This is a genomic window from Veillonella sp., from assembly GCF_015058545.1.
Taxonomy (GTDB): domain Bacteria; phylum Bacillota; class Negativicutes; order Veillonellales; family Veillonellaceae; genus Veillonella_A.
The window spans coordinates 25,534-44,885 of record NZ_SVCB01000051.1; the positions used below are offsets into that span (position 1 = coordinate 25,534).

The 19,352-nt window shown below is 45.6% G+C and carries 23 protein-coding genes; 3 read left to right on the forward strand and 20 right to left on the reverse strand.

The annotated features are described in order from the left end of the window. The first annotated feature begins 32 nt into the window (after positions 1 to 32). The 3 genes from E7204_RS03200 to E7204_RS03210 all read left to right on the forward strand — a co-directional run bounded on the left by E7204_RS03200 (position 33) and on the right by E7204_RS03210 (position 3,348). Positions 33 to 731, forward strand: a complete 699-nt coding sequence (locus tag E7204_RS03200; RefSeq protein WP_295181486.1) for a response regulator transcription factor — start codon at positions 33 to 35, stop codon at positions 729 to 731. Beyond that, positions 728 to 2,428 carry an ATP-binding protein gene (locus E7204_RS03205; RefSeq protein WP_295181488.1) on the forward strand — a complete coding sequence of 567 codons (1,701 nt, stop codon included), beginning with the start codon at positions 728 to 730 and terminating at the stop codon, positions 2,426 to 2,428. Before E7204_RS03200 ends, E7204_RS03205 begins: the two co-directional genes overlap by 4 nt. A 263-nt stretch (positions 2,429 to 2,691) precedes the next feature. Continuing rightward, positions 2,692 to 3,348, forward strand: coding sequence for a molybdenum cofactor guanylyltransferase (locus tag E7204_RS03210; RefSeq protein WP_295181490.1), 657 nt, complete (start codon positions 2,692 to 2,694; stop codon positions 3,346 to 3,348). A gap of 215 nt (positions 3,349 to 3,563) precedes the next feature. Here the strand turns inward: E7204_RS03210 and E7204_RS03215 are convergent, their stop codons facing one another. From E7204_RS03215 to E7204_RS03310, 20 genes are all read right to left on the reverse strand, one after another. Continuing rightward, on the reverse strand, positions 3,564 to 4,052 hold the full coding sequence (locus E7204_RS03215) for a hypothetical protein (protein WP_295181492.1): 489 nt from the start codon (positions 4,050 to 4,052) through the stop codon (positions 3,564 to 3,566). Positions 4,053 to 4,104: 52 nt separating this feature from the next. Continuing rightward, positions 4,105 to 4,560 (reverse strand): EutP/PduV family microcompartment system protein, encoded by a 456-nt coding sequence (gene eutP / locus E7204_RS03220; RefSeq protein ID WP_295181494.1) that lies wholly within the window; start codon positions 4,558 to 4,560, stop codon positions 4,105 to 4,107. A 117-nt stretch (positions 4,561 to 4,677) separates the two neighbouring features. Then, on the reverse strand, positions 4,678 to 5,040 hold the full coding sequence (locus E7204_RS03225; RefSeq protein WP_021842289.1) for a BMC domain-containing protein: 363 nt from the start codon (positions 5,038 to 5,040) through the stop codon (positions 4,678 to 4,680). Positions 5,041 to 5,396: 356 nt separating this feature from the next. Beyond that, positions 5,397 to 6,119, reverse strand: coding sequence for an MIP/aquaporin family protein (locus E7204_RS03230; protein ID WP_295181497.1), 723 nt, complete (start codon positions 6,117 to 6,119; stop codon positions 5,397 to 5,399). Between the two features lie 10 nt (positions 6,120 to 6,129). Continuing rightward, on the reverse strand, positions 6,130 to 7,251 hold the full coding sequence (locus E7204_RS03235) for a 1-propanol dehydrogenase PduQ (protein WP_295181499.1): 1,122 nt from the start codon (positions 7,249 to 7,251) through the stop codon (positions 6,130 to 6,132). Positions 7,252 to 7,260: 9 nt separating this feature from the next. Beyond that, entirely contained in the window at positions 7,261 to 8,679 is a 1,419-nt protein-coding gene (locus tag E7204_RS03240; protein ID WP_295181500.1) for an aldehyde dehydrogenase family protein, read from the reverse strand. After that, complete coding sequence (locus tag E7204_RS03245) at positions 8,669 to 9,709, reverse strand: cob(I)yrinic acid a,c-diamide adenosyltransferase (protein WP_295181501.1); 1,041 nt, start codon at positions 9,707 to 9,709, stop codon at positions 8,669 to 8,671. The genes E7204_RS03240 and E7204_RS03245 overlap by 11 nt, the downstream gene beginning before the upstream one ends. Positions 9,710 to 9,719: 10 nt before the next feature. Beyond that, a complete protein-coding gene (locus E7204_RS03250) occupies positions 9,720 to 9,992 on the reverse strand; it encodes a EutN/CcmL family microcompartment protein (protein WP_006555514.1) in 273 nt (90 codons plus the stop codon). After that, positions 9,979 to 10,470 carry a PduM family microcompartment protein gene (gene pduM / locus E7204_RS03255; protein ID WP_295181503.1) on the reverse strand — a complete coding sequence of 164 codons (492 nt, stop codon included), beginning with the start codon at positions 10,468 to 10,470 and terminating at the stop codon, positions 9,979 to 9,981. The genes E7204_RS03250 and pduM overlap by 14 nt, the downstream gene beginning before the upstream one ends. 89 nt (positions 10,471 to 10,559) lie before the next feature. Then, positions 10,560 to 11,402 carry an ethanolamine utilization protein EutJ gene (gene eutJ / locus E7204_RS03260; protein WP_295181505.1) on the reverse strand — a complete coding sequence of 281 codons (843 nt, stop codon included), beginning with the start codon at positions 11,400 to 11,402 and terminating at the stop codon, positions 10,560 to 10,562. 9 nt (positions 11,403 to 11,411) lie between these two features. Continuing rightward, positions 11,412 to 12,035, reverse strand: coding sequence for a phosphate propanoyltransferase (gene pduL, locus E7204_RS03265; protein WP_295181506.1), 624 nt, complete (start codon positions 12,033 to 12,035; stop codon positions 11,412 to 11,414). 73 nt (positions 12,036 to 12,108) lie between these two features. After that, complete coding sequence (gene pduA / locus E7204_RS03270; protein ID WP_006555510.1) at positions 12,109 to 12,378, reverse strand: propanediol utilization microcompartment protein PduA; 270 nt, start codon at positions 12,376 to 12,378, stop codon at positions 12,109 to 12,111. Positions 12,379 to 12,450: 72 nt separating this feature from the next. Further along, the gene (locus tag E7204_RS03275; RefSeq protein ID WP_295181509.1) at positions 12,451 to 13,170 is read right to left on the reverse strand and encodes a BMC domain-containing protein; all 720 of its coding nucleotides are present in this window, start codon (positions 13,168 to 13,170) and stop codon (positions 12,451 to 12,453) included. After that, entirely contained in the window at positions 13,167 to 13,544 is a 378-nt protein-coding gene (locus E7204_RS03280) for a glycerol dehydratase reactivase beta/small subunit family protein (RefSeq protein WP_021842298.1), read from the reverse strand. The genes E7204_RS03275 and E7204_RS03280 overlap by 4 nt, the downstream gene beginning before the upstream one ends. 3 nt (positions 13,545 to 13,547) lie before the next feature. Beyond that, positions 13,548 to 15,374 carry a diol dehydratase reactivase subunit alpha gene (locus E7204_RS03285; RefSeq protein ID WP_295181512.1) on the reverse strand — a complete coding sequence of 609 codons (1,827 nt, stop codon included), beginning with the start codon at positions 15,372 to 15,374 and terminating at the stop codon, positions 13,548 to 13,550. A gap of 18 nt (positions 15,375 to 15,392) precedes the next feature. Further along, positions 15,393 to 15,908, reverse strand: a complete 516-nt coding sequence (locus tag E7204_RS03290; RefSeq protein ID WP_295181514.1) for a diol dehydratase small subunit — start codon at positions 15,906 to 15,908, stop codon at positions 15,393 to 15,395. A gap of 10 nt (positions 15,909 to 15,918) precedes the next feature. Next, a complete protein-coding gene (locus tag E7204_RS03295; protein WP_295181516.1) occupies positions 15,919 to 16,602 on the reverse strand; it encodes a propanediol/glycerol family dehydratase medium subunit in 684 nt (227 codons plus the stop codon). Between the two features lie 12 nt (positions 16,603 to 16,614). Then, positions 16,615 to 18,276 (reverse strand): propanediol/glycerol family dehydratase large subunit, encoded by a 1,662-nt coding sequence (locus tag E7204_RS03300; RefSeq protein WP_295181518.1) that lies wholly within the window; start codon positions 18,274 to 18,276, stop codon positions 16,615 to 16,617. Positions 18,277 to 18,301: 25 nt separating this feature from the next. Further along, positions 18,302 to 19,117, reverse strand: coding sequence for a propanediol utilization microcompartment protein PduB (gene pduB / locus E7204_RS03305; protein WP_021842303.1), 816 nt, complete (start codon positions 19,115 to 19,117; stop codon positions 18,302 to 18,304). After that, positions 19,117 to 19,352, reverse strand: a 236-nt coding sequence (locus E7204_RS03310) for a BMC domain-containing protein (protein WP_295181520.1), incomplete at its 5' end; no start/stop codon positions are given. The genes pduB and E7204_RS03310, both read right to left, overlap by 1 nt.

Sequence of the window (19,352 nt, forward strand, 5' to 3'; positions counted from 1 at the left end):
TCCTTTTTTTCTATCAGAATAAGGAGATAGCTATGAAACAGACCCACCCTTTAATTTATTGTGTAGAAGATGAAGACAGCATTCGCGGACTTATCTCCTATGTGTTAAACGGGCAGGGCTTTGAGGTCGGCACCTTCGAGTCAAGCGGACCCTTTTGGGCCGCCCTGGAAGAACGCCGGCCTCAACTTGTCTTGCTCGACATTATGCTGGAAGGTGAAGACGGTTTATCCATCTTAAATAAACTTCGTGAAAAACCTGCTACCCAGGATTTACCGATTATTATGATTACCGCCAAAACTTCCGAAATTGATGTCGTGCAAGGTCTCGACGGCGGTGCCGATGACTACATTACCAAGCCATTCGGCGTCGTTGAACTTGTTTCCCGTATAAAGGCTTTATTGCGTCGTACTCGTCCAACAACGCCGCCTAAGAAATCCGTACTCACTTGTGATGATTTAGTACTCGACAAAGACAGTCGCATCGTCACCCTTGATGGCCAACCTATTGCGTTAACCCTCAAAGAATACGAACTCTTACTCTACTTTATGGAGAATACGGGCATTGCCCTTTCCCGTGAACGCATTATGGAAGTTGTTTGGGGCTTTTCCTATGAAGGCGAATCCCGTACCGTTGACATGCATGTTGTTACCTTACGGCAGCATTTAGGCCATGCCGGCCGCCACCTTAAGACTGTTCGCGGCATCGGATATCGTTGGGAGGCTACTATATGAGACAGAAGTTCTTCCGTGCCCTGTTCGGTTTGGGCATGTTGAGTCTCGTAGTCAGCACCGTAATTCTCAGTTATTTGTTCTATAATAACTGGAAACATGATTTTCGCACCGTACTTTATACGGAAGGTCGAATTATTGCGTCTACAGGCACATTAACACCGGACCGATTACAAGCCATTGCCCAATCAACCAATAATACCCTACGTATTACCTGGATTTCCTACGAAGGAAAAGTATTATTTGATTCCGTTCACGATGCGGATTCAATGGATAATCATCTGCAGCGTCCCGAAATATCACAGGCCATCCTCCACGGCGAAGGCAGTGATATTCGCGACTCTTCCACCATCCATGCCATCAGTTACTACGAGGCCATTCGCCTGCCGGATAACTCGATTCTGCGCGTATCCCGTAACGGTTCTACCGTTTACAAAGTTATCTTAGACGCCGCACCGGGGCTCTTTCTGCTCTTTGCGGCCATGTCGGGCGGATGTTATCTCTTAGCACGGCGTTGGACGGCTGATGCCATCTATCCGATCGAAGAAATTGTAAAAGCCTGGACCTCGCACGGCGATACCAAACCGGTTATTGACGAGGCCTACAATGAAATTACACCGCTTCTATCGCGTCTGTCTTTTCAAAAAAACGAACTGGAAGCTATGATTTTGCGTTTACAGGCCGAAAAAAATACCCTCCGGTCTATTATGGAAGAAATGGACGAAGGGCTCTTATTGGCTGAATTAGACGGCACTATCATTACATATAATGAACATCTGAAAGAGTTTTTAAACGCTAAAAGCGAATTACACGGAGAATCGCTTTTACTGCTCTCTGATGATGTGGACTGGCGCAAAAATGTAATTAACGCCATGCGCAAACATCAGGGCGGCGAATACTTGCTTCATAAAGATAATCAGCATTTTCATATCATCTTCCACATTACGGAAGACGATCGCTACAAAGGTCGCTTGCTCGTTATCATCTCTGATATTACGCAGAGCTATTTAGAGCAACAGCGCCGTCATGAGTTTACCTCAAATGTATCGCATGAACTAAAAACACCGCTTACTACCATCAGCGGCTATGCGGAAATTCTTGCTAAGGGTATGTATCCCAACAAAGAAGAAGCAACTCTACTGGGCGGTCATATTCATACCGCCGCTCTTCACATGCAGGAACTAATCGATACTATTTTGAAACTCTCCCGCATCGAAGACGAAGGATCTGAAGTACTTTTTGAACAAACCTCAATACGCTCCGTCATTAATTCAGCTTGGCAACAATTAGCCACTAAGCGACAGGGCAAAAATATCACCTTGGCCATGACCGGTGAAAGCCCGTCCTTACTTCTCTCCCCTAAGTTGATTGAAGAAGTGTTTATCAATCTCTTTGACAATGCTATTAAATTCAGTAAAAACCTGGATAATCATATTATTGTTAATATTTGCACCAAAGAAAGCTTTACCGTTGTCAGCGTCACCGACGAAGGTATCGGCATTCCTAAGGACAAACAAGCTCGTATCTTTGAACGTTTCTATCAGGCTGATCCAAGTCGCAATAGCAAACGCGAAGGCAGCGGCCTTGGTCTTGCTTTGGTAAAACACATTATGGAAATCCACAGTGGTTCCGTAGCGGTTAAAAGTGAACCGGGTGAAGGGACAACCTTCATTCTTCGTTTTAAAAACAACGACAACTAAATATTATATAACCAATTAAGGCGTTAACTTTAAATTAAAGCAATTTAAAGTCAACGCCTTGTGGTTTTATTAGGCTTAATCGGAAGTGATTTTCAACTTCATTTTTCGAGTATACGTTATGCTCATATACACCGATAAATCAAGATGTATTATGCAAAATTAATACTATAGAATTTCAATTTCACATGATTTTTCTTTATTTCATTTATGCGTATATGGTATCATTATTATACAGAGGAACATTTTAAAGGGGGGTCATTATTATGTATGAAAATTTAGCAACTTTACAACCGGTTATCTTAGCGGGTCACAACAGTTCCCGCATGGGTTATAACAAAGTGTTTGCCAAATTCGGCGACCAAACATTAATTGAAACTATTTATACTATGTTAGCTTTTTCCTTCGAAAAAGACCCTATTATTGTAACCGATAATAAGACCCTTTTCGATAAATTTGAACCGTTAAAAGACGCCACTGTTGTGGAAGACAAATATCCGGGGCATCATACCTTAGGCGGCGTAGCCACCGCTTTTGAAGCGACCGATGCGGAAAACCTCTTCGTTATCGGCGTTGACATGCCGTTCCTCTCCCTCGTAGTATTGGACCGCATGGTAGAAGCCCAAGGCGTTGCTCAGGTCGTAGTACCTATCCTAAACGGCAAAGATATTTGCTTGCACGCCATTTATAATCGCAAACTCTTACCGATTATGAAAGAAAAAATCGCAGCCGGTGAAACATTGCTCCATTCCTTCTACAAAGAAGTACCTTTATTGCAATTGCCTTTGAAGGAAAATACCTTAGAAGCGGATATTTTCATCGACATCAATACACCGGAAGATTTGGAATACGCTCAAGAATACTTCCATAAAATACATGAACTCGATACGGATAAAGTATTGGTTTATCATCCGGAAAAATAACAACGGATAATCTAACACCCCTATACGGCTATCATTTAGCCATATAGGGGTTTTTCCGTATATAAACGAACCGAGCTGGATGAACAGGGAACCCCCTATCCATTGCTCTATATGGAATTAAAAAATAGACAGTGACCTAAAACTATATAACAAAAAGTCACCGGTCAAACGACCGATGCCTGAACATTCGATAATTAAGAATCCTATTCAATATATTATTTTTTGGATTCGTCCATTACATCATATAACATTTTAAAAATTTCCGGATCGCAAGGATATTCTTCGCCGTTAACCCCACGAATTACCCAGTCGCCGGGGTTAGTTTTAACTACACCATTCAAAGTGAGCAAATAGCGCTCCCCCGTTTCAAGAATAGCGGTCAATTCATTAGGCTTATGACGAATAGCTACGGCTTTTTGAGCATAGAGCTTTTCATCATAATAAATTTCATGGGCTTCCGCCGCACAATGAGCTTGTAAAATAGTATCAATCAAAATCGGTTCAGTAATAGAACCTACCGTTTCCTCACACAATGTGATAACCTGCGCATTGAAGGCAGGGTCGAAATGTAAAGCCAACGGCGTTTCCGCAGCGTTCTTTACATCCTTATAAATAAAAATTTCATGATCCTTAATCTGGAGCCAACGATAATCCAGCTTATAGGCACCAGCTAATACACTTGCTAAATTCTGCTTAAAATTCATAATTTACCACCATCATATTCACTACTAATGTCTTATACCGGCGTCCCGTATATTACGGTTGCGGCTCCTGAGAAATATAATCACGCAATTCTTTTACGGATTCGGCATCATGTACCGATATTTCAAAAATTCGGCTGACTCCCGCCTCTTTAAGATTTTTGCGAGCTCTGGTCACATCGCCCCCCAGGTCCATCTTCGTGATAACCCCGATAACTTCTCGATTAAAGGAAGCGGCAAAATTCGGCGGAAAAATACTTTCCTTTTCGTCGGCTTCATTTAAAAACAAGACGATATCCGCATCATAGGCATTCAACAAAATTGCCCGATAATATATGGGATTTTCTACAAATTCACCGGGTGTGTCGATAATCGATCCAATGCGGCCGATGGATTGAGTTTTTCGAGCTTCCGGACTGCCATACATCAACGTATTGGCCAACGTCGTTTTGCCAACTTCCGTACGCCCTACCATAATAACCGTTTTTAACGCTTGGTCCGTCTGTTCCATCTGCTCACCTCCCAATCTGCAGGCCCCTAGCACCACTGACATCTATTATACTACAGATTTCCTCTAAATACCTATTAAATAAATGACACTAGTATGAATGACTGACGAATTAATTCATCAGGTACGTGTGATTTGAGTTGGGAAAAATCCTAAAATTTTATCCAAACCTTCCATCACGGCTTTCATAGCCGATTCTACACCGGATACATCACCCGTAATCAATAACGCACCGGAAAAGCGATCCACAAAGCCCAATTCAATGCCTGCAGCCTTAGTCGCAATATCGGCGGCAATAATGGTACCTTCACCGGGAGTAATCGTCAAAATTCCGATAGCTCCGCGTTTTTTCTCATCTAACCCCATTTTGCGGAATAATTCCGGTTTCGGATTCGCAATAATATGAGCAATTGTAACCTGTTTGCCTGGTACAAATTCCTGAATAATGCGTTGTTTATTTTCTACAGCGTCTAAAAAATCCATAATACAATCCTTTCTGTGTAAGCCACAGTCCCTTTACAGCTGATATACTCAGATTCCTGATATATTTCATTAGCCTGACATATTTCAATTAGTCTGACATGTTTCAATTGGCCTGATTGGTTTTGATTTGTCCTATATAATCCATCAATTCATTTGATTAAAACTTATGATTCATTAGGTAATTACCGCCCTTGAGCCTCCTCTGCTCTTTTTATGAGCAGTAATTACCTAACATTACTCATCCCCGTATCAGCTATAGCTGAATACATTCTATCCCTTAATGCCCCTCCTAATCGCGTTTCTATTTTCCAATATCATATTGGTCATTAATGATCTGCGTTTAGGAAAATAACGGCTTATTTAGGTGCAATCGCCAAGAAAAATAATACGGCAATTGTTGCCCCAATGATAGGTCCGCATACAGGAACCCAGGCATATCCCCAATTGGCAGTCCCGCGGTTAGGTACCGGTAAGATTGCATAGGCCAAGCGAGGGCCAAAATCGCGCGCAGGGTTGAGCGCAAAACCGGTGGTAGAACCGAAAGAGAAACCAATAGAAGCAACTAACATACCAACGATGAATGGGAATAAACCGTCACTCATTTTGCCGAGGCAAAGGATTGCCAACATAAACATAAACGTAGCAATAACTTCGGATAATAAGTTCATGAAACGGTTATCACTCATCGGGCCGGTGGCAAAAATACCAACTACATTGCCTTCATCGGGTCCTGTTTGTTTGAAATGAGGGAAATAGTGAACCATAGTAATAGCGGAACCAACGAAGCCGCCCACCATTTGGGCTGCCACAACAGGTAATACCTGGTCCCATGGGAAAATGCCGCCCGCAGCGAGCGAAATGGTGATGGCCGGATTCAAATGAGCCGGGCCACCGAGCGCTATGCCAATATATACGGCAAAGGTAACGGCCATAGCCCATCCAAAAATCAAACTCATCCAATTTGGCGCAAACGCTTTCGCCAGCGTATTTTTTAATAAAACCGAGGAGTTAACCCCACTACCAAAAGCCATCAAAACAGCCGTGCCAACAAATTCACTAATCAGGATCTGTGTATCCATACGCGACTCCTTACATGATCATTAATAATAGATTTTCCAGATCGTCCTTCGAGGCGGCATATGGATTTGTCTGATAGGTCATATCCTGCAATGCTTTATCCGCCATAATAGAAACTTTCTGTCTTGCCTCCTGTGCCGAAACATTAGCTGCCGCACTGATATTAAGCGGACATTCTACTGTTCGGGCAAGTTGTAAGATAGCTTTAACTAACGCGACTAAAGCATCTCTCTTGTCTGTACCGTTATCTGCAAAGCCGAGCTTCTTTGCAAGTTGTACATATTTCTCGTACGCCGTTTCACTATGAAAGGCGTTAAACATAACGACTCTGGCGATAAGCATCGCATTGGCCAGCCCATGCGGGATATGGAATTGACCGCCCAGCTGATGAGCCAAGGCGTGGGTAATACCGAGTCCGGCTCGGTTAAAAGCGAGCCCTGCCATGCAGGATGCTTCGTGCATCCCCATGCGGTCTTCTTCCGTAGCTCCCGGTGCAAAGCACTTAGGCAGGTATTCGAATACCAACTCCAAAGCCTTTTCGGCGAGGGCATCCGTAAAATTATTAGCCCCCGTCGAAACTATGGCTTCAATAGCATGAACCAACACGTCCATACCGCTGTAGGCCGTTACTTTAGGTGGTGCCGTTTTGACAAAAAGCGGCGTTAAAATCGCTTCTTGCGGCAATAAGCTTTCATCTAATATAGGATATTTTGTCTGCGAAGTAGGATCCGTAATAACGGCAAATGACGTTACTTCGGAACCGGTGCCGCTGGTGGTCGGAATTACCGTAAAATAACGTACCCCGCTATACCCCATATGACGGGCAAAGTACAATACGGCTTTGATCAAATCGATGGCCGAACCACCACCAATGGCAATAACTACTGTAGGTTGTAGTTTCTGAATGAATTCCACCCCTTTAACCACATGGCTAATCGGAGGATCCGGTACAACATCGGTATAGATGCTCACCTCATTCTGTGGGCGAAGTTCATTCAAAATAAAGTTTAAGTTTTCTGTTCCTTCTAAAAACGGATCGCACACAACCAAGATCCGCTCTTGCCGAAATTGCTTCAATCGTAAGAGGGAATCATGGCCGGCAAAGATTTTAGTAGGAAATGTCCATTGATTCATAGCTGCCTCCTAACGAATTTGGAAGCCTGTAGTCAAGCAGCAACGACGGCGACGCGCAAAGTGACGAGCCGATGTAGTTGCTTCACCGGTTGGTGTGGCAATCGTAAAGGTGGTAGTACCTTCGCCATTGTAACCAAGACCTGCATAGGATGGACCGTTTTTAACAAAAATCGACGTTTTCATAGCACGTGCCATTTTGTTAAGGCGTTCCAAGTTAAGGGAATGCATGGTTGCCGTATGATGTAAACCGGCTTCTAAGAAGAGGCAAGTTGCCAAACCGTCTTCGAAGTTTTCTACCGTTACTACCGGTAAAATCGGCATCAACATTTCAGTTGTGGCAAACGGATGATGTTTGTCGGTTCTCATAATGATAAGTCGAGGGTCGCCTTCCACTTCAATACCGGCATCACGCAAGATTACGTTGGCATTGCGGCCTACATATTTGCGGCTTGGTGTACAGTTTTTCTGCAAAGTAATATCCAATAATTTTTGGATTTGATCTTCTCTTTCGATAAGAACCGCACCGGCTTTTTTCATTTCTTCAATCAGTTCGTCAGCGATGGAACGAACGGCTACCACGCTTTTTTCTGCAATGCAGAGGATATTATTATCAAAGCTGGCGCCCATTACGATATCCTGAGCAGCCTGACGAATGTTGGCTGTTTCATCAACGAATGCAGGCGGATTGCCGGCGCCGGCACCGATTACCTTCTTGCCACTGCACAATGCCTGATGTACAACGCCCGGGCCACCGGTAACAACCAATAAAGGAATATCCGGATGTACCATCATTTCCTGAGCCGCTTCAATGGACGGTTCAGCGATAGTAACGATTAAGTTATTAATACCGATAGCATCCGCTACGATTTTATTAAGTTCACTTACGAGCCAACGAGATAATTTTTTAGCCCCCGGATGAACGCTGAAGAAGATCGCATTGCCTGCCGCTAACATGCCGATAGCATTACAAATCAAAGTTTCACTTGGGTTAGTACTTGGCGTAACGGCACCGATAACACCGTATGGGGACAATTCATATAAGGTCATCCCGTTATCACCGGTTTCACATTCCGTTACCAAGTCTTCTACACCCGGTGTTTTGTCGAGGGTAAGATTCAATTTAATAATCTTATCCGCTACACGGCCCATACCGGTTTCGTCATAGGTCATCTGGGCCAATTTATTAACTAATGGACGCATGCTCTGACGAATCGCTTCAATAGCTTTACCGCGAGTAGCCAAGGTGCATTCTTCGAATTGAATTTGTGCCTTTTTAGCGGCCGCTACGGCTGCATTTACAGTATTGAAAACGCCCGGCTCATCCGGTAAGGAACCTTCAGTAGCTGCATCAGCGCCTGTGTCCGTACCATTCATAATATTCATAACCATAGAGCGAATCATACGTTCTAACTCTTGTTTATTTTCCATACTTTGCCTCCATATAATCCATTGCATATTCTCCGATAGTCACATCTTCAGCGACTGTCCCCCCACTAATACCTAAGCCACCTATGAGCTTACCGTTTTGCGTCAGCGGAAATCCGCCGCCAAATGTAACTAAAGGCCTGGATACCATGGATTCAATCTGATATAAATCAGCCCCGGGCTGAATGATTTCTTTCAAAGCTTGGGTCTTACATTTTAGAGCCACTGCCGTATAGGCTTTGCCGGCCGAAATTTCGGTACTTACGAGCAACGCATCAGCCATGCGATAGGCAAGAACCGGATTACCGTGTACATCCACTACAGTAATAACAACCGGTACGCCCATAGCTTCGCTTTTAGCCGTTGCCCCTTCAAGTAAGCACATGGCCATACGACGCAGTCGTTCTTCTTCATTTATGGGCTTGGTTCCAACCTCGGTATGGCTCTTAGCCGGTGAAGCCGCTTCTACTGCCCCATCCAATTTAGCCATAACCTTTGAGGAAACTTCGTCCACATAGAACATGAAGTCTTCCATACGCGCCAGCGTATAGATGCAGTCGGATAACCGGTTTACAAACGCTAACGCTGTCGGTCTAACCGGTTCGCCCTGCCGCAAGCCGTTGAGTTTTCGTTCCGCCCGTCTGCAAACGGTACGGGCCACATGAAGCTCAGCAGCTGCTAAATTGTTGCCCTGATATATAAAACTTGTGAGCGGCGGCAATAATTGCGTATAGCGGTCGATGATTGATTCCAGCTCTTTAATATCCGCTTCACTGATAAGCGTGCTGTACTGTGTTAATTTAGCTTGATCCATCGTCGCTACTTCCGCACAAAGTCTAAATAACAGGCCTTGTAAATTATGTAAAATCTGTTTTGTTTCCGGATACCGCACCAATTTTTCACACACACTTAAGTGCGCATTCAACTCATCAAGGGTGCCATAGGTGTTGACCCGTTCCGAGTTTTTGGCAACGCGAGTACCGTCAAACAGTCCCGTCGTGCCCTTATCGCCCGTTTTCGTGTAAATAGCCATGGTGGGCCTCCTATTTATCAAAACTATCTATAATACCTACGATAGCGCAATCAACAGCGCTATTGATGTCCTGTCCGTCGCCGAATACGTGGCGAGCAGAAGAACCGCGGGTCAATAATACGTATTCACCAATCCCGGCACTCACAGTGTCCGCCGCCACTTCATACGAAGGTAACGGTTCCTGATTGCCGTCAACGTATTGTATAATCATCAACTTCAAGCCCACTAAGGACTCGTGTTTTTGTGTCGATACAATACTGCCTATTACTCTACCAGTCTGCATATCGTTTCGTCCCTTCTACACATACAAGGTGGCGGTCGCGCAATTCATCAAGCCCGAGAGCGGTAAATCGCTGACCACGAAATATTAGTATAACGGACTCTTTGTTGCAGGTACGAATCGCCGACGCACTAATGATGCGCTCTTTGAAACTGTATACCTTGCGGCCTTGTTTATCTTTAAAAGTAAACGGCCAGGTTAATATCATCGCCGGATTCCATTGTTGGTTAACACACATATCCGTAACCACCGTCATATCACAACCATAAGCGACTGCCTGGTCGAACCACGTCACTAAAGGACCTTCGATTCGCTCGGTCAGTTCATTTAATTGTGATTGACTTAAGCCGGTAACCTCCACCCGTTGATGATGCAGCAAGGTACGTTCCTCAAGCTTGCCGTCGTGAGCCAAATCCACCTGTCCTCGGCTTTCCATTCGCGCCTGCAAGCGTTTGAGTACTGCTGCAATAATTTCGTCCATAACTACCTCATTCCCTGTAAAATTGCCTTTCAACGTTGTATTTATAACTCGCTCTTGTTCAGTACCTTAGCCATAAATCCACATTTGAGTTATACACTGCCAAGGGCAATTCCTAAAGGGGTTACAAATTCCGGATATAGAGGCTTTATAACCTCCCGTCCGATGACTTTCTCAAAGGTATCGGCAAAATCGGTAAAATTAGTGGCACCGCCTACGACATATACCGGACCATTCTTGCGATAGGCCCCGTCCGTCAAGGCTTTATTGGTTATGGTGGCCATTTTTTCGACTACCGGGCGAATTACCGGATACACTTCCCGTTCTCTTGAATGATCTCGCTTGAGAAGTTCCGCATCAGCTTGGGAAATTCCATAGTTACCGCTCAGCACAAGCGTCATATGAGAACCGCCGGTCGGTTCATCGGCGGTGTAACTCACTTTGCGCCGTTTAATCACGGTAATTCCCGTCGTGCCGCCGCCCACATCGACTACAGCACCATTGACCATATCAAGTACCAAGGCAGCTGCCGTTGGTTCATCATATATGGCGGTTACTTCGAAATCAGCGCCTTCAAGAACATGGCTTACCACGTCTTTATTTTTGCCCAAAGTGCCGGGCGGTACGGCCGCTGCTGCCTTCGTTAAGGAGCATCCCAGTTCCGCTTCGGCTTTTGCTTTTAAACGCCGAGTTATAGTAACTGCCCCCACATAATCTACCACTAAGCCGTCTCTTACGGCCTGCGCGTATTCAAAAGCACCGTATACCGGTTGACCGCCCACATCAACTACGGCAAGGACGATGGACGATGTGCCAAGATCGACGCCGACCCGTAAGGTATCAGCTTCCTTTTCTGAAATTGTGCGTGTCGCCCCTTCCTCAACGCATTGATTAAAAGCGGCCAATAGTTGATTTACTTCTTCAATACTGCGCATACTTGCCTCCTACCGTACTATTTTCGCCACCGTATGAGCATCCACTTGTGCCGCATTCGCCTCGTCCGTATCTAAATGCATTTCCGTCACATAATCAGGGGAAACGCGAATGATAACATCTTCGAAAACAGTCGTTCGTTCCGGTGTCACAACGCGTACCTTTACGGTATCGCCATTCTTTACGCCCAACTTTGGCGCATCATCGGCATTCACATGAATGTGACGCTTGGCGATGATACAACAAGGGATTGTAATTTGAGCGAATTCCGTTTTTAAGGTAATCGGCACCGCTTTATCAAGCTGACCGGACAACACAATCGGTGGTTTTACGCCCAGCATACGAGCATCGGTTTGTGAAATTTCCACTTGCGATGCTTTGCGAAGCGGCCCCAATAAACGAACTTTACCAATTTCATTCTTCGGCCCCACTATGGTTACCACTTGTTCCGCGGCAAATTCACCGGGCTGCTTCAATTCCTTCTTGGACTGTAAGGTCACATGAGGGAATAACCGGTCATAGTCGGCCTGACTGAGATGAAGGTGACGATTGGAAATCCCGATTGGGATTTCCGGCGTCTGCACATCTTGGATAATCTGGCGAATCAGCTCTTTTAAAGCATCTTTATCCATCATAGGTTATCCTTTGCTAATTAGTTAATCTGTAATCAGTCTTACTAATTCAAGTCGTTGATAAAAAGCAACGGTCTTATTTAACCAAGATGCTTTCTACATCGCTATGAGGGCGTGGAATTACATGAGTGGATACAACTTCGCCCACTTTAGCAGCTGCTGCGCAACCTGCGTCTACAGCGGCTTTAACAGCGCCTACATCACCGCGAACCATTACAGTTACCAAACCGGAACCGATTTTTTCATAACCGGTCAATGTTACGTTAGCTGCTTTTACCATAGCATCGGCTGCTTCGATAGCGCCTACTAAACCTTTTGTTTCTACCATGCCTAATGCATTATTCATTATAAATCCTCCTTTAATGGATCCTTCATATCTGTAAATCTTGTGCTTCAACCAAAGGGCTTACCTTTTGGGTTATGCTTTTGGTTTCGTCGTTGTTTTAGCTCGACTCGGCCGTTTCTTCGGCGTTGGTGTAACCACCTTCATCAAGGCTTCTTTCGCTGTATCAACGGAAGATTCCGCCTTGGTGATTGCAGTTGGATTTGTTTTAGACGCCTCAGTTTTGGCAGTTTCAACCGGTTTAACCGGTTCGGCCGTTTTAGCCGGCGCTTTTACCGCCGCCGTAGTCGCTGCTTTTGCCGGTTCCGTTTTAGCGGTTTCAGCCGGCTTAGCTGCTTCACTCGCTTTAGCCGGTGTACTCTTCACCGGTTTAGCCGTAGAAGCTGTTGTTTTAGCCTCCGCTTTGGCAGGTGCCGCTACTTTAGTAGCCGCTACCGGTTTAGCTTCGGTTTTTTCAGCGGGAGCCGGTGTTTCTTCCTTCACAACGTCCGTTGCCTTAGGGTTCAATACCGGTTTACCGCCACCGCTTAATAGCATTGCATCAATGCCCTCAGCCGGTCTTGGAATTACTTTATGCGCAATGTAATGACGTTCGTGTTTAGCTTGGGCTACCCCAGCCTGTACAGCTGCCTGAACAGCGCCTACATCACCGGTTACTTTAACGGTCATCCAACCGCCGCCACGTGCTTTTTCCACGTTCAAAATCGTTACATTAGCTGCTTTCACCATCACGTCAGCCGCTTTAATGGCCGCTGCCAATCCGGCTACTTCCAAGAGTCCTAATGCTTCTTTCAAAATGCCACCTCCAATCCGGGGTCGGTTTTAAAAGGATTGCCTTTTACCAGGCGAGCTGCATTGGCCCCTAACGCTCGCATAGTTTGTTTTGCTTGTTTATAATTACGCAAACGATATATGAATTGATGAGGCGGTAAGTTTTTATAACTTAACACCAAGGTATCAGCACTGCAGCCTACTCCTACGGATAAGGCCGATGCATGAGAGGCTTCATCAGCCATAAGCAATATATCATCGCTTGCGGCACGTGCCTCTAAGCTATACGGGATACCTTCTTCTTCTATGCCGAACAAGAGGTCCTGAATAGTTTCCACTGATACATTGGGGTGGTGATAAATCATAATGGTCGGTTTAGGTGCAATGATAACCTCCATAATTTATCCCCTCCGCTCTTTGGCATACGATAGAATCAAGCCGGTTGCCACCGCATTACGTGCCCCTTCGGTGCCGCGCACATTGCCGCGCCCGGCTACCAAATTATAGTGAGACAACGCATCCGTTACGAGCTGCGGTACTTCAAAGTCCAAAGCCGAACCGCCTACAATAACTACGAAAGGAATATCACGCACATTGTGCGTTGGGCTTACAGCCCGTAAGGCTCGCAGGGAATTGGTTACAAAAACACGTTCCTTCGCAGTTTGACGAACAATCTTGATTTTTTCCATTGATTGGTCCCCTTCGATAGGAACGAGTCCTTCGTCGGTTACAATTACCGTCTTGGCGAATAAATCGGCCGGTAACGGCTCTTTGAAAAACTGTACATTGCCGTCTTCGTGGCGGATATGATACACGCTGATTACTTTGGCTAATGGGAATTTCTTAATGCTTTCAGCTAAATGGATATCTTCCAGTCCCAATTCAGAGTTAATCAACATCGTTACCATATTGCCGGCTCCGGCTAAGTGAATAGCCGTAACCCGTCCGTCAGGTGACATAATCGAAGCATCGGTAGAGCCTGCCCCGAGATCCAGAATCGCCAACGGCGTTTCCGTACCCGGTGTAGTCAAAGCCCCGAGAATGGCCGATTCAGCTTCCTGACCGCCGATTTCTACAGGGATTTTAAGCTCCCGTTCTACTTCTTTGGCGATAATTTCCATCTGTAAGTGATCCGATTTAACCATGGAGGCAATGCCTACGGCCTGTTCCATAGAGAACTCGCCGGCAAGACCGCCTTTCACATTAATCGGCACCGATGTATCTACTGCCAGTAAATCTTCAATAAAAACATCATTTGGTGATTTATTGGTTAAGTCCGCCATAGTCTGACGAACTCGTTCCAACATGCCGCCCACATTCGTGCCCGCTTCACCGCATACATTGTCGATGTGAGACACTTGGCCAAGGGTAGCCATAATCTGTTCGGCACCTGCTGAAATATCGATGGATACGGTACGTCCGTCGCCGGATGCCACAATGGACCCGGCAGGGATTACACGTTCTTTTACATCCCCGGCAGGGGTTTTAATAACCACCGCCGAACGATTGCCGATAAGCGCTCTGGCGATAGGTACTATGTTCTTGGTCTCATCCGCTGTCAAGTTGAAAACTGTAGCAATACCGTAAGGATTAGACAATTGGGAAATTACTTTACCCGGTTCTACTACTTCCACTGCAGCCAACATACCAAGCGGTACTTTATCGACATAGGCTACTTCATCAATAATCGGAATCGGCTGTTGCAAACGGTTGGCTACCAGCACGCCGTCATCGGCCTGCAAGATAGCTCCTTTGATGCGATAGCCTTTTGTTACATACGCATTAATCAATTCGGCTACAAGCTGAAAATCTATTTCTTTCGGTACGACTACGATATAGTCATCCGACATAGGTTTATCCAGCAATTGTAGGATATGAGCCGTATAGCCCACACCGATACCAAGACCGCCCGGAGTTTTCGGATTATGCCCAATCATGGTTGATTCGGTAATAATCGTTTCTGTAATCGTCTCCATCGCCACGTCGCCAATAACCGGGGTAGCTTCATTGATACGGATTAAATCGATGTCCTTAAGGGACAGGCCCGTTTTGGCAACCAGTTGACGAAGCGATTCAAAGAGTCCTTGAATATTATCCTTAGTTCCTTTGATCCCGGTCGTATTGGCAATCGCCGATCCGAGAAAACGAACTTCACCGGACTCGTGGATTTCCGCTAACGCTGATTCTGTTGTGGAATTACCTATATCAATACCAACGACTCGCTTCATACACAAAACTCCTAACTCTTAGTTATCACCTTTCAATTTCTTACGTTTTTCATAGTTTTCAGCCGCTTCACGAACGAATTCAGCACAAATTACAGCACCGTATTCTTTTTCAAGTTCATCAGCCATAGCCAACAATTCCTGTTTGGAGGAACGGTATGGACGAAGGGCATTGTACATTTCCAATAAGCGTTTATCGCCTACTTTAGTCATTTCAGCAGCGCGGGAGAAGTTGTATTCAATCTGATCGCGACCGCCGGCTTTAGCGATTTGACCTTGTGCTTTTAAGATTTCAGGGCTGATACGCATATCATCCATAGAAACCTGACCGGCCATAACGGCATCCAAGGTAATATCATCTAAGGAACGATTGCCTACTTTGATCCATTCAGGATGTTTTTTAGCAATTGGGTAATCCGCTACTGTAGCAACGCGTTCAGTTGTGCTTGTCTGAGCTACGGCACTTACCGGAGAAGGGGTTCCCTTTTGCATATCTTCTAAAATTTTGCGAATCATCGCTTCCATATCTTGACTCATAAAGGCCTCCTTATAGGCTTACGCGGCATTCATCAGCCGGTTTACCTTTAACCACTCGTTTTGTTTCCTTAATGTGTAAAAGGGCTGACAACGCTTGATATTTAGGGCGTGCCATTTGATCGTTAAGCGTAGCTACCGGATTAGGGGATTCGCCCTTAGCGTATTTAGCTGCGTTTTTACCGATGGCGCGGTATACTTCTTCCGTAAGCAATGGTGCTTGTGGGAATAATTCCAAGTTGGATAACGGTTGTAAATCACGTTGGTGAATTACGGTAGTACCTTTGGATTGAATACCGATGCAAACGCCGGAACCGGATAAGCGGTCGCCTTCAACAGCTACGGCTGCTACGTCGGACGAACGATATACACGAACTACACGAGCTTTTAAGCCTTCTTCTTCAATACCGGCAACGAGTTGACGGATTACATTGCGATGTGGTACGCCTACGATAGTCGTGCGTTGGCTGCGACCAAATGCAGGACCTACAGCAATAACCACTTCATCAGGTGATGTATGGGCTTCAGCCGGGCCACCGGTCTGAATCCAAGTATCATCTACGTCCTCATCTTTAGGACGAGCCGGAGCCGCCGTTTCGGAGGAACCGGCAAAAGTAACAGGCTTGCTGGCGCTACCCATTTCTTTAAGCACTTCCATAATCAGTGCGCGTAAAACTTGCTCATTAACTTCAGCCATATTGATGCCTCCTTAAATATCACGCGGATCGATTGCGTTAGGAATATTTTTAATTACTTCCCAATCTTCGCCTTCCAAACGATAACCTGTGCCAACGCCGGCATAGTCGTTAGGATTGTTAATTGCTGAAATTACATTGAATTTATCGTCAAAAATAGCGGATGTCTGTAAGTAGTCACCGGCAATTTTCTGTTTCAACAAATTAAGAACGCTTTGGGCTAAATCATTGAAGCCGCGTTTAGCAAGACCTTTTACAAAGTCAATACCGGTAACGCCGCGATTCATAAGGTCGGCCGCTGCTTTGATGTCAGCTACTTTGTCGCGAGGCGGCATATCTTTGGAACCGTTAGCATAAGTAGCAGCTTCTACTTCTTCATCGGTAATAGCCGGTAAGCCGAGTTCAGCGAATAAACCTTGAAGCGCACGAGCTGCTTTATTACGAACAGCTACTACAGCGTCTTCTGTAGCCGGTTTCAAACCGCCGTTAACTTTGAGGTCACGCTGAATGATTGTCCAGTCATCATAGTCTTCCGCATCCCAGTTGGAGCCGGCAAACATGTTGTCATAGTTTGGCGTGGAGCTGTAACCGGAGCAAATGAAGTCAGTGCCCGGGCAGAACTGCATGAGTGTACGAGCCGTACGACGTAAGTCGGAATGACTGAATGTCTGGTCATTACTGGATGCACATTCGAGGTCAAGCATAGCAGCAATCAAGTTTTCTGCCAATACCGCACGAATACCGGAAGGTACCGCTGCCGGAATACCGATACAGCTTACGGAACCGTTCTGGATACCCTGTACGCCGGCGCCTTTAGTAATGTAGAGGCAACGAGTTTCAAGGTATAACATGGATTTACCTTCCGCTTGACCCATCTGAACTTCAGAGCCTGTACCGGAAGTAAAACGCATTTTCAAACCACGGGAAGCATAAGCAGATGCTAAGAATGCTTTGGACCATGGAGTATCATCACCGTCGGTGAATACGTCTTCAGTACCGTATACGGAAATTGTTTCAGCATAAGCTGTGAAACCGCGCATACCAAGTTCCAATTCAGTTGCTTCTTCCAAGGAGCATTGAGTCAATACGCCCGGACGACCTGCTTGGGAACCTACCAAGATACTGATAGCGTTAAGCGGAGCGTAACGAGCAACCGCTACGGTTGTTTCTTCTTCAGCAAAACCGCGAAGTGCGCCTTCAGCCGCATCAGCTGCGATTTGAACCGGGTTATCGTTAACGTTTGTTACGTGAGCCTGGTTAGCCATGGTGCGACGAGCACGCATTTTTTGCATACATTGCATCATTTCAACAACGTTGAAATTACTTACTACTTCAACCATTTTGGCCGGAGTCATGGATTTTGCAAGGCTGGCAATTTCGCTGCGAGGTACGGTTGGCGTCAAAATCATGTTAGCGATTTTGCGAGAATCCATCGCCAAAACTTCTTCAGCCCGTTCCAAACGGATTGCGTAGTTAGCAATAAATGTATCGATTAAGTCGAAGTCTTCACGACGTTTACCGTCGAGTTCAACAATTTTGCCGTTTTCAATGCGGATACTTGGTTTAGGATCCTGCGGCGATTCCATGGCTATAAAGCCTTCTTCCACCCATTCTTTTACATAACCATCCTGGTTAACAGGGCGTTTGCTTAATACTTCAAAACGTTTTGATCTCATATGTCAAGCTTCCTTTCTATCGAAGTTAAATGTAAGAAGGAGCATCATTTTTAGGTTCGCTACCTAAAGTGCCTAATAATTCTTTACCGATTTCGCGAGCTGTGATAACAGCCTGACGAACTGCACCGGAATCACCGGAAATCTGTAAAATTACTTCGTTGGAGAAGCTTGTGCCGTTTGCAGGAGATGCGTAGCCGATTACGTCTACGTTAGCTGCTTTTACAGCCACATCAGCCATTACCACGCCGATAGCTGCCGGAGCACCTACGATAAGGCCGAATGCTTTGCCTTCAGGAGCACCGAATGCGGTGTTAATAGCATGGCTTGCGCGAGCTGTATATTGTAATTCGATGTGGCCTGCTTCATTAGCGTATACGTCGCCGAAAGTACGTTCAACTTCTTTAAGAGTTACTTCAACGGCACGTTTTACGTCGGAAACGTCGTCGCCACCGAATACGATTAAGGAACCGTGACCGGCGCCGCCTTTAGTGTCGCGCGCGAGTTCGATGCTTACGATTTCAGTGTTGGTAGCTTTTACGGCTTCATCAGCGGCCATAATGTGAGGGCCGGCACCGGTACGAGCGCCTACAACACCGATTGAACGATATTTTTTTGTTAATTTCATAGCATCCAATACTTGTTGATCCACGTTAGCGATTACTAAACCGATAGTATCACCAAATTTTGCTGTGCCAATGAATTCTGTTAAACTGCAACTGTTCGCCATAATTTGTTCCGCTCCTTTGCTTTCACTTTGATTCGGGGTGGCTGCCGATAAATTATCGGCTTTTTGTAAAACGCGTTTCAAAATCTCATCAACCATTTGATCCGTATTACTCATTAAGCTTCACCTTTTTCCTTTAAGATAACGCTTTCCACATCTTTGTGAGGCCGTGGAATTACATGCGTCGAGACAACTTGCCCTACTCGTTCGGCAGCTGCTGCACCGGCATCAACGGATGCTTTAACGGCACCTACATCACCTCGTACCATAACGGTTACGAGACCGGAACCGATTTTTTCAGTTCCCACGAGGGCTACATTGGCGGCCTTTACCATGGCATCGGCAGCTTCAA

What these genes read in the sequence shown, in the direction of transcription:
- E7204_RS03300 (WP_295181518.1), bottom strand. Translation starts at nt 18,276, where the DNA reads ATGAGATCAAAACGTTTTGAAGTATTAAGCAAACGCCCTGTTAACCAG.
- E7204_RS03290 (WP_295181514.1), bottom strand. Translation starts at nt 15,908, where the DNA reads ATGAGTCAAGATATGGAAGCGATGATTCGCAAAATTTTAGAAGATATG.
- pduB (WP_021842303.1), bottom strand. Translation starts at nt 19,117, where the DNA reads ATGAGTAATACGGATCAAATGGTTGATGAGATTTTGAAACGCGTTTTA.
- E7204_RS03280 (WP_021842298.1), bottom strand. Translation starts at nt 13,544, where the DNA reads ATGGAGGTTATCATTGCACCTAAACCGACCATTATGATTTATCACCAC.
- E7204_RS03200 (WP_295181486.1), top strand. Translation starts at nt 33, where the DNA reads ATGAAACAGACCCACCCTTTAATTTATTGTGTAGAAGATGAAGACAGC.
- pduL (WP_295181506.1), bottom strand. Translation starts at nt 12,035, where the DNA reads ATGATGGATAAAGATGCTTTAAAAGAGCTGATTCGCCAGATTATCCAA.
- E7204_RS03285 (WP_295181512.1), bottom strand. Translation starts at nt 15,374, where the DNA reads ATGAAGCGAGTCGTTGGTATTGATATAGGTAATTCCACAACAGAATCA.
- E7204_RS03235 (WP_295181499.1), bottom strand. Translation starts at nt 7,251, where the DNA reads ATGAATCAATGGACATTTCCTACTAAAATCTTTGCCGGCCATGATTCC.
- E7204_RS03250 (WP_006555514.1), bottom strand. Translation starts at nt 9,992, where the DNA reads ATGCAGACTGGTAGAGTAATAGGCAGTATTGTATCGACACAAAAACAC.
- E7204_RS03230 (WP_295181497.1), bottom strand. Translation starts at nt 6,119, where the DNA reads ATGGATACACAGATCCTGATTAGTGAATTTGTTGGCACGGCTGTTTTG.
- E7204_RS03205 (WP_295181488.1), top strand. Translation starts at nt 728, where the DNA reads ATGAGACAGAAGTTCTTCCGTGCCCTGTTCGGTTTGGGCATGTTGAGT.
- E7204_RS03295 (WP_295181516.1), bottom strand. Translation starts at nt 16,602, where the DNA reads ATGGCTGAAGTTAATGAGCAAGTTTTACGCGCACTGATTATGGAAGTG.
- pduA (WP_006555510.1), bottom strand. Translation starts at nt 12,378, where the DNA reads ATGAATAATGCATTAGGCATGGTAGAAACAAAAGGTTTAGTAGGCGCT.
- E7204_RS03240 (WP_295181500.1), bottom strand. Translation starts at nt 8,679, where the DNA reads ATGGAAAATAAACAAGAGTTAGAACGTATGATTCGCTCTATGGTTATG.
- E7204_RS03210 (WP_295181490.1), top strand. Translation starts at nt 2,692, where the DNA reads ATGTATGAAAATTTAGCAACTTTACAACCGGTTATCTTAGCGGGTCAC.
- E7204_RS03245 (WP_295181501.1), bottom strand. Translation starts at nt 9,709, where the DNA reads ATGGCTATTTACACGAAAACGGGCGATAAGGGCACGACGGGACTGTTT.
- pduM (WP_295181503.1), bottom strand. Translation starts at nt 10,470, where the DNA reads ATGGACGAAATTATTGCAGCAGTACTCAAACGCTTGCAGGCGCGAATG.
- E7204_RS03215 (WP_295181492.1), bottom strand. Translation starts at nt 4,052, where the DNA reads ATGAATTTTAAGCAGAATTTAGCAAGTGTATTAGCTGGTGCCTATAAG.
- eutJ (WP_295181505.1), bottom strand. Translation starts at nt 11,402, where the DNA reads ATGCGCAGTATTGAAGAAGTAAATCAACTATTGGCCGCTTTTAATCAA.
- eutP (WP_295181494.1), bottom strand. Translation starts at nt 4,560, where the DNA reads ATGGAACAGACGGACCAAGCGTTAAAAACGGTTATTATGGTAGGGCGT.
- E7204_RS03225 (WP_021842289.1), bottom strand. Translation starts at nt 5,040, where the DNA reads ATGGATTTTTTAGACGCTGTAGAAAATAAACAACGCATTATTCAGGAA.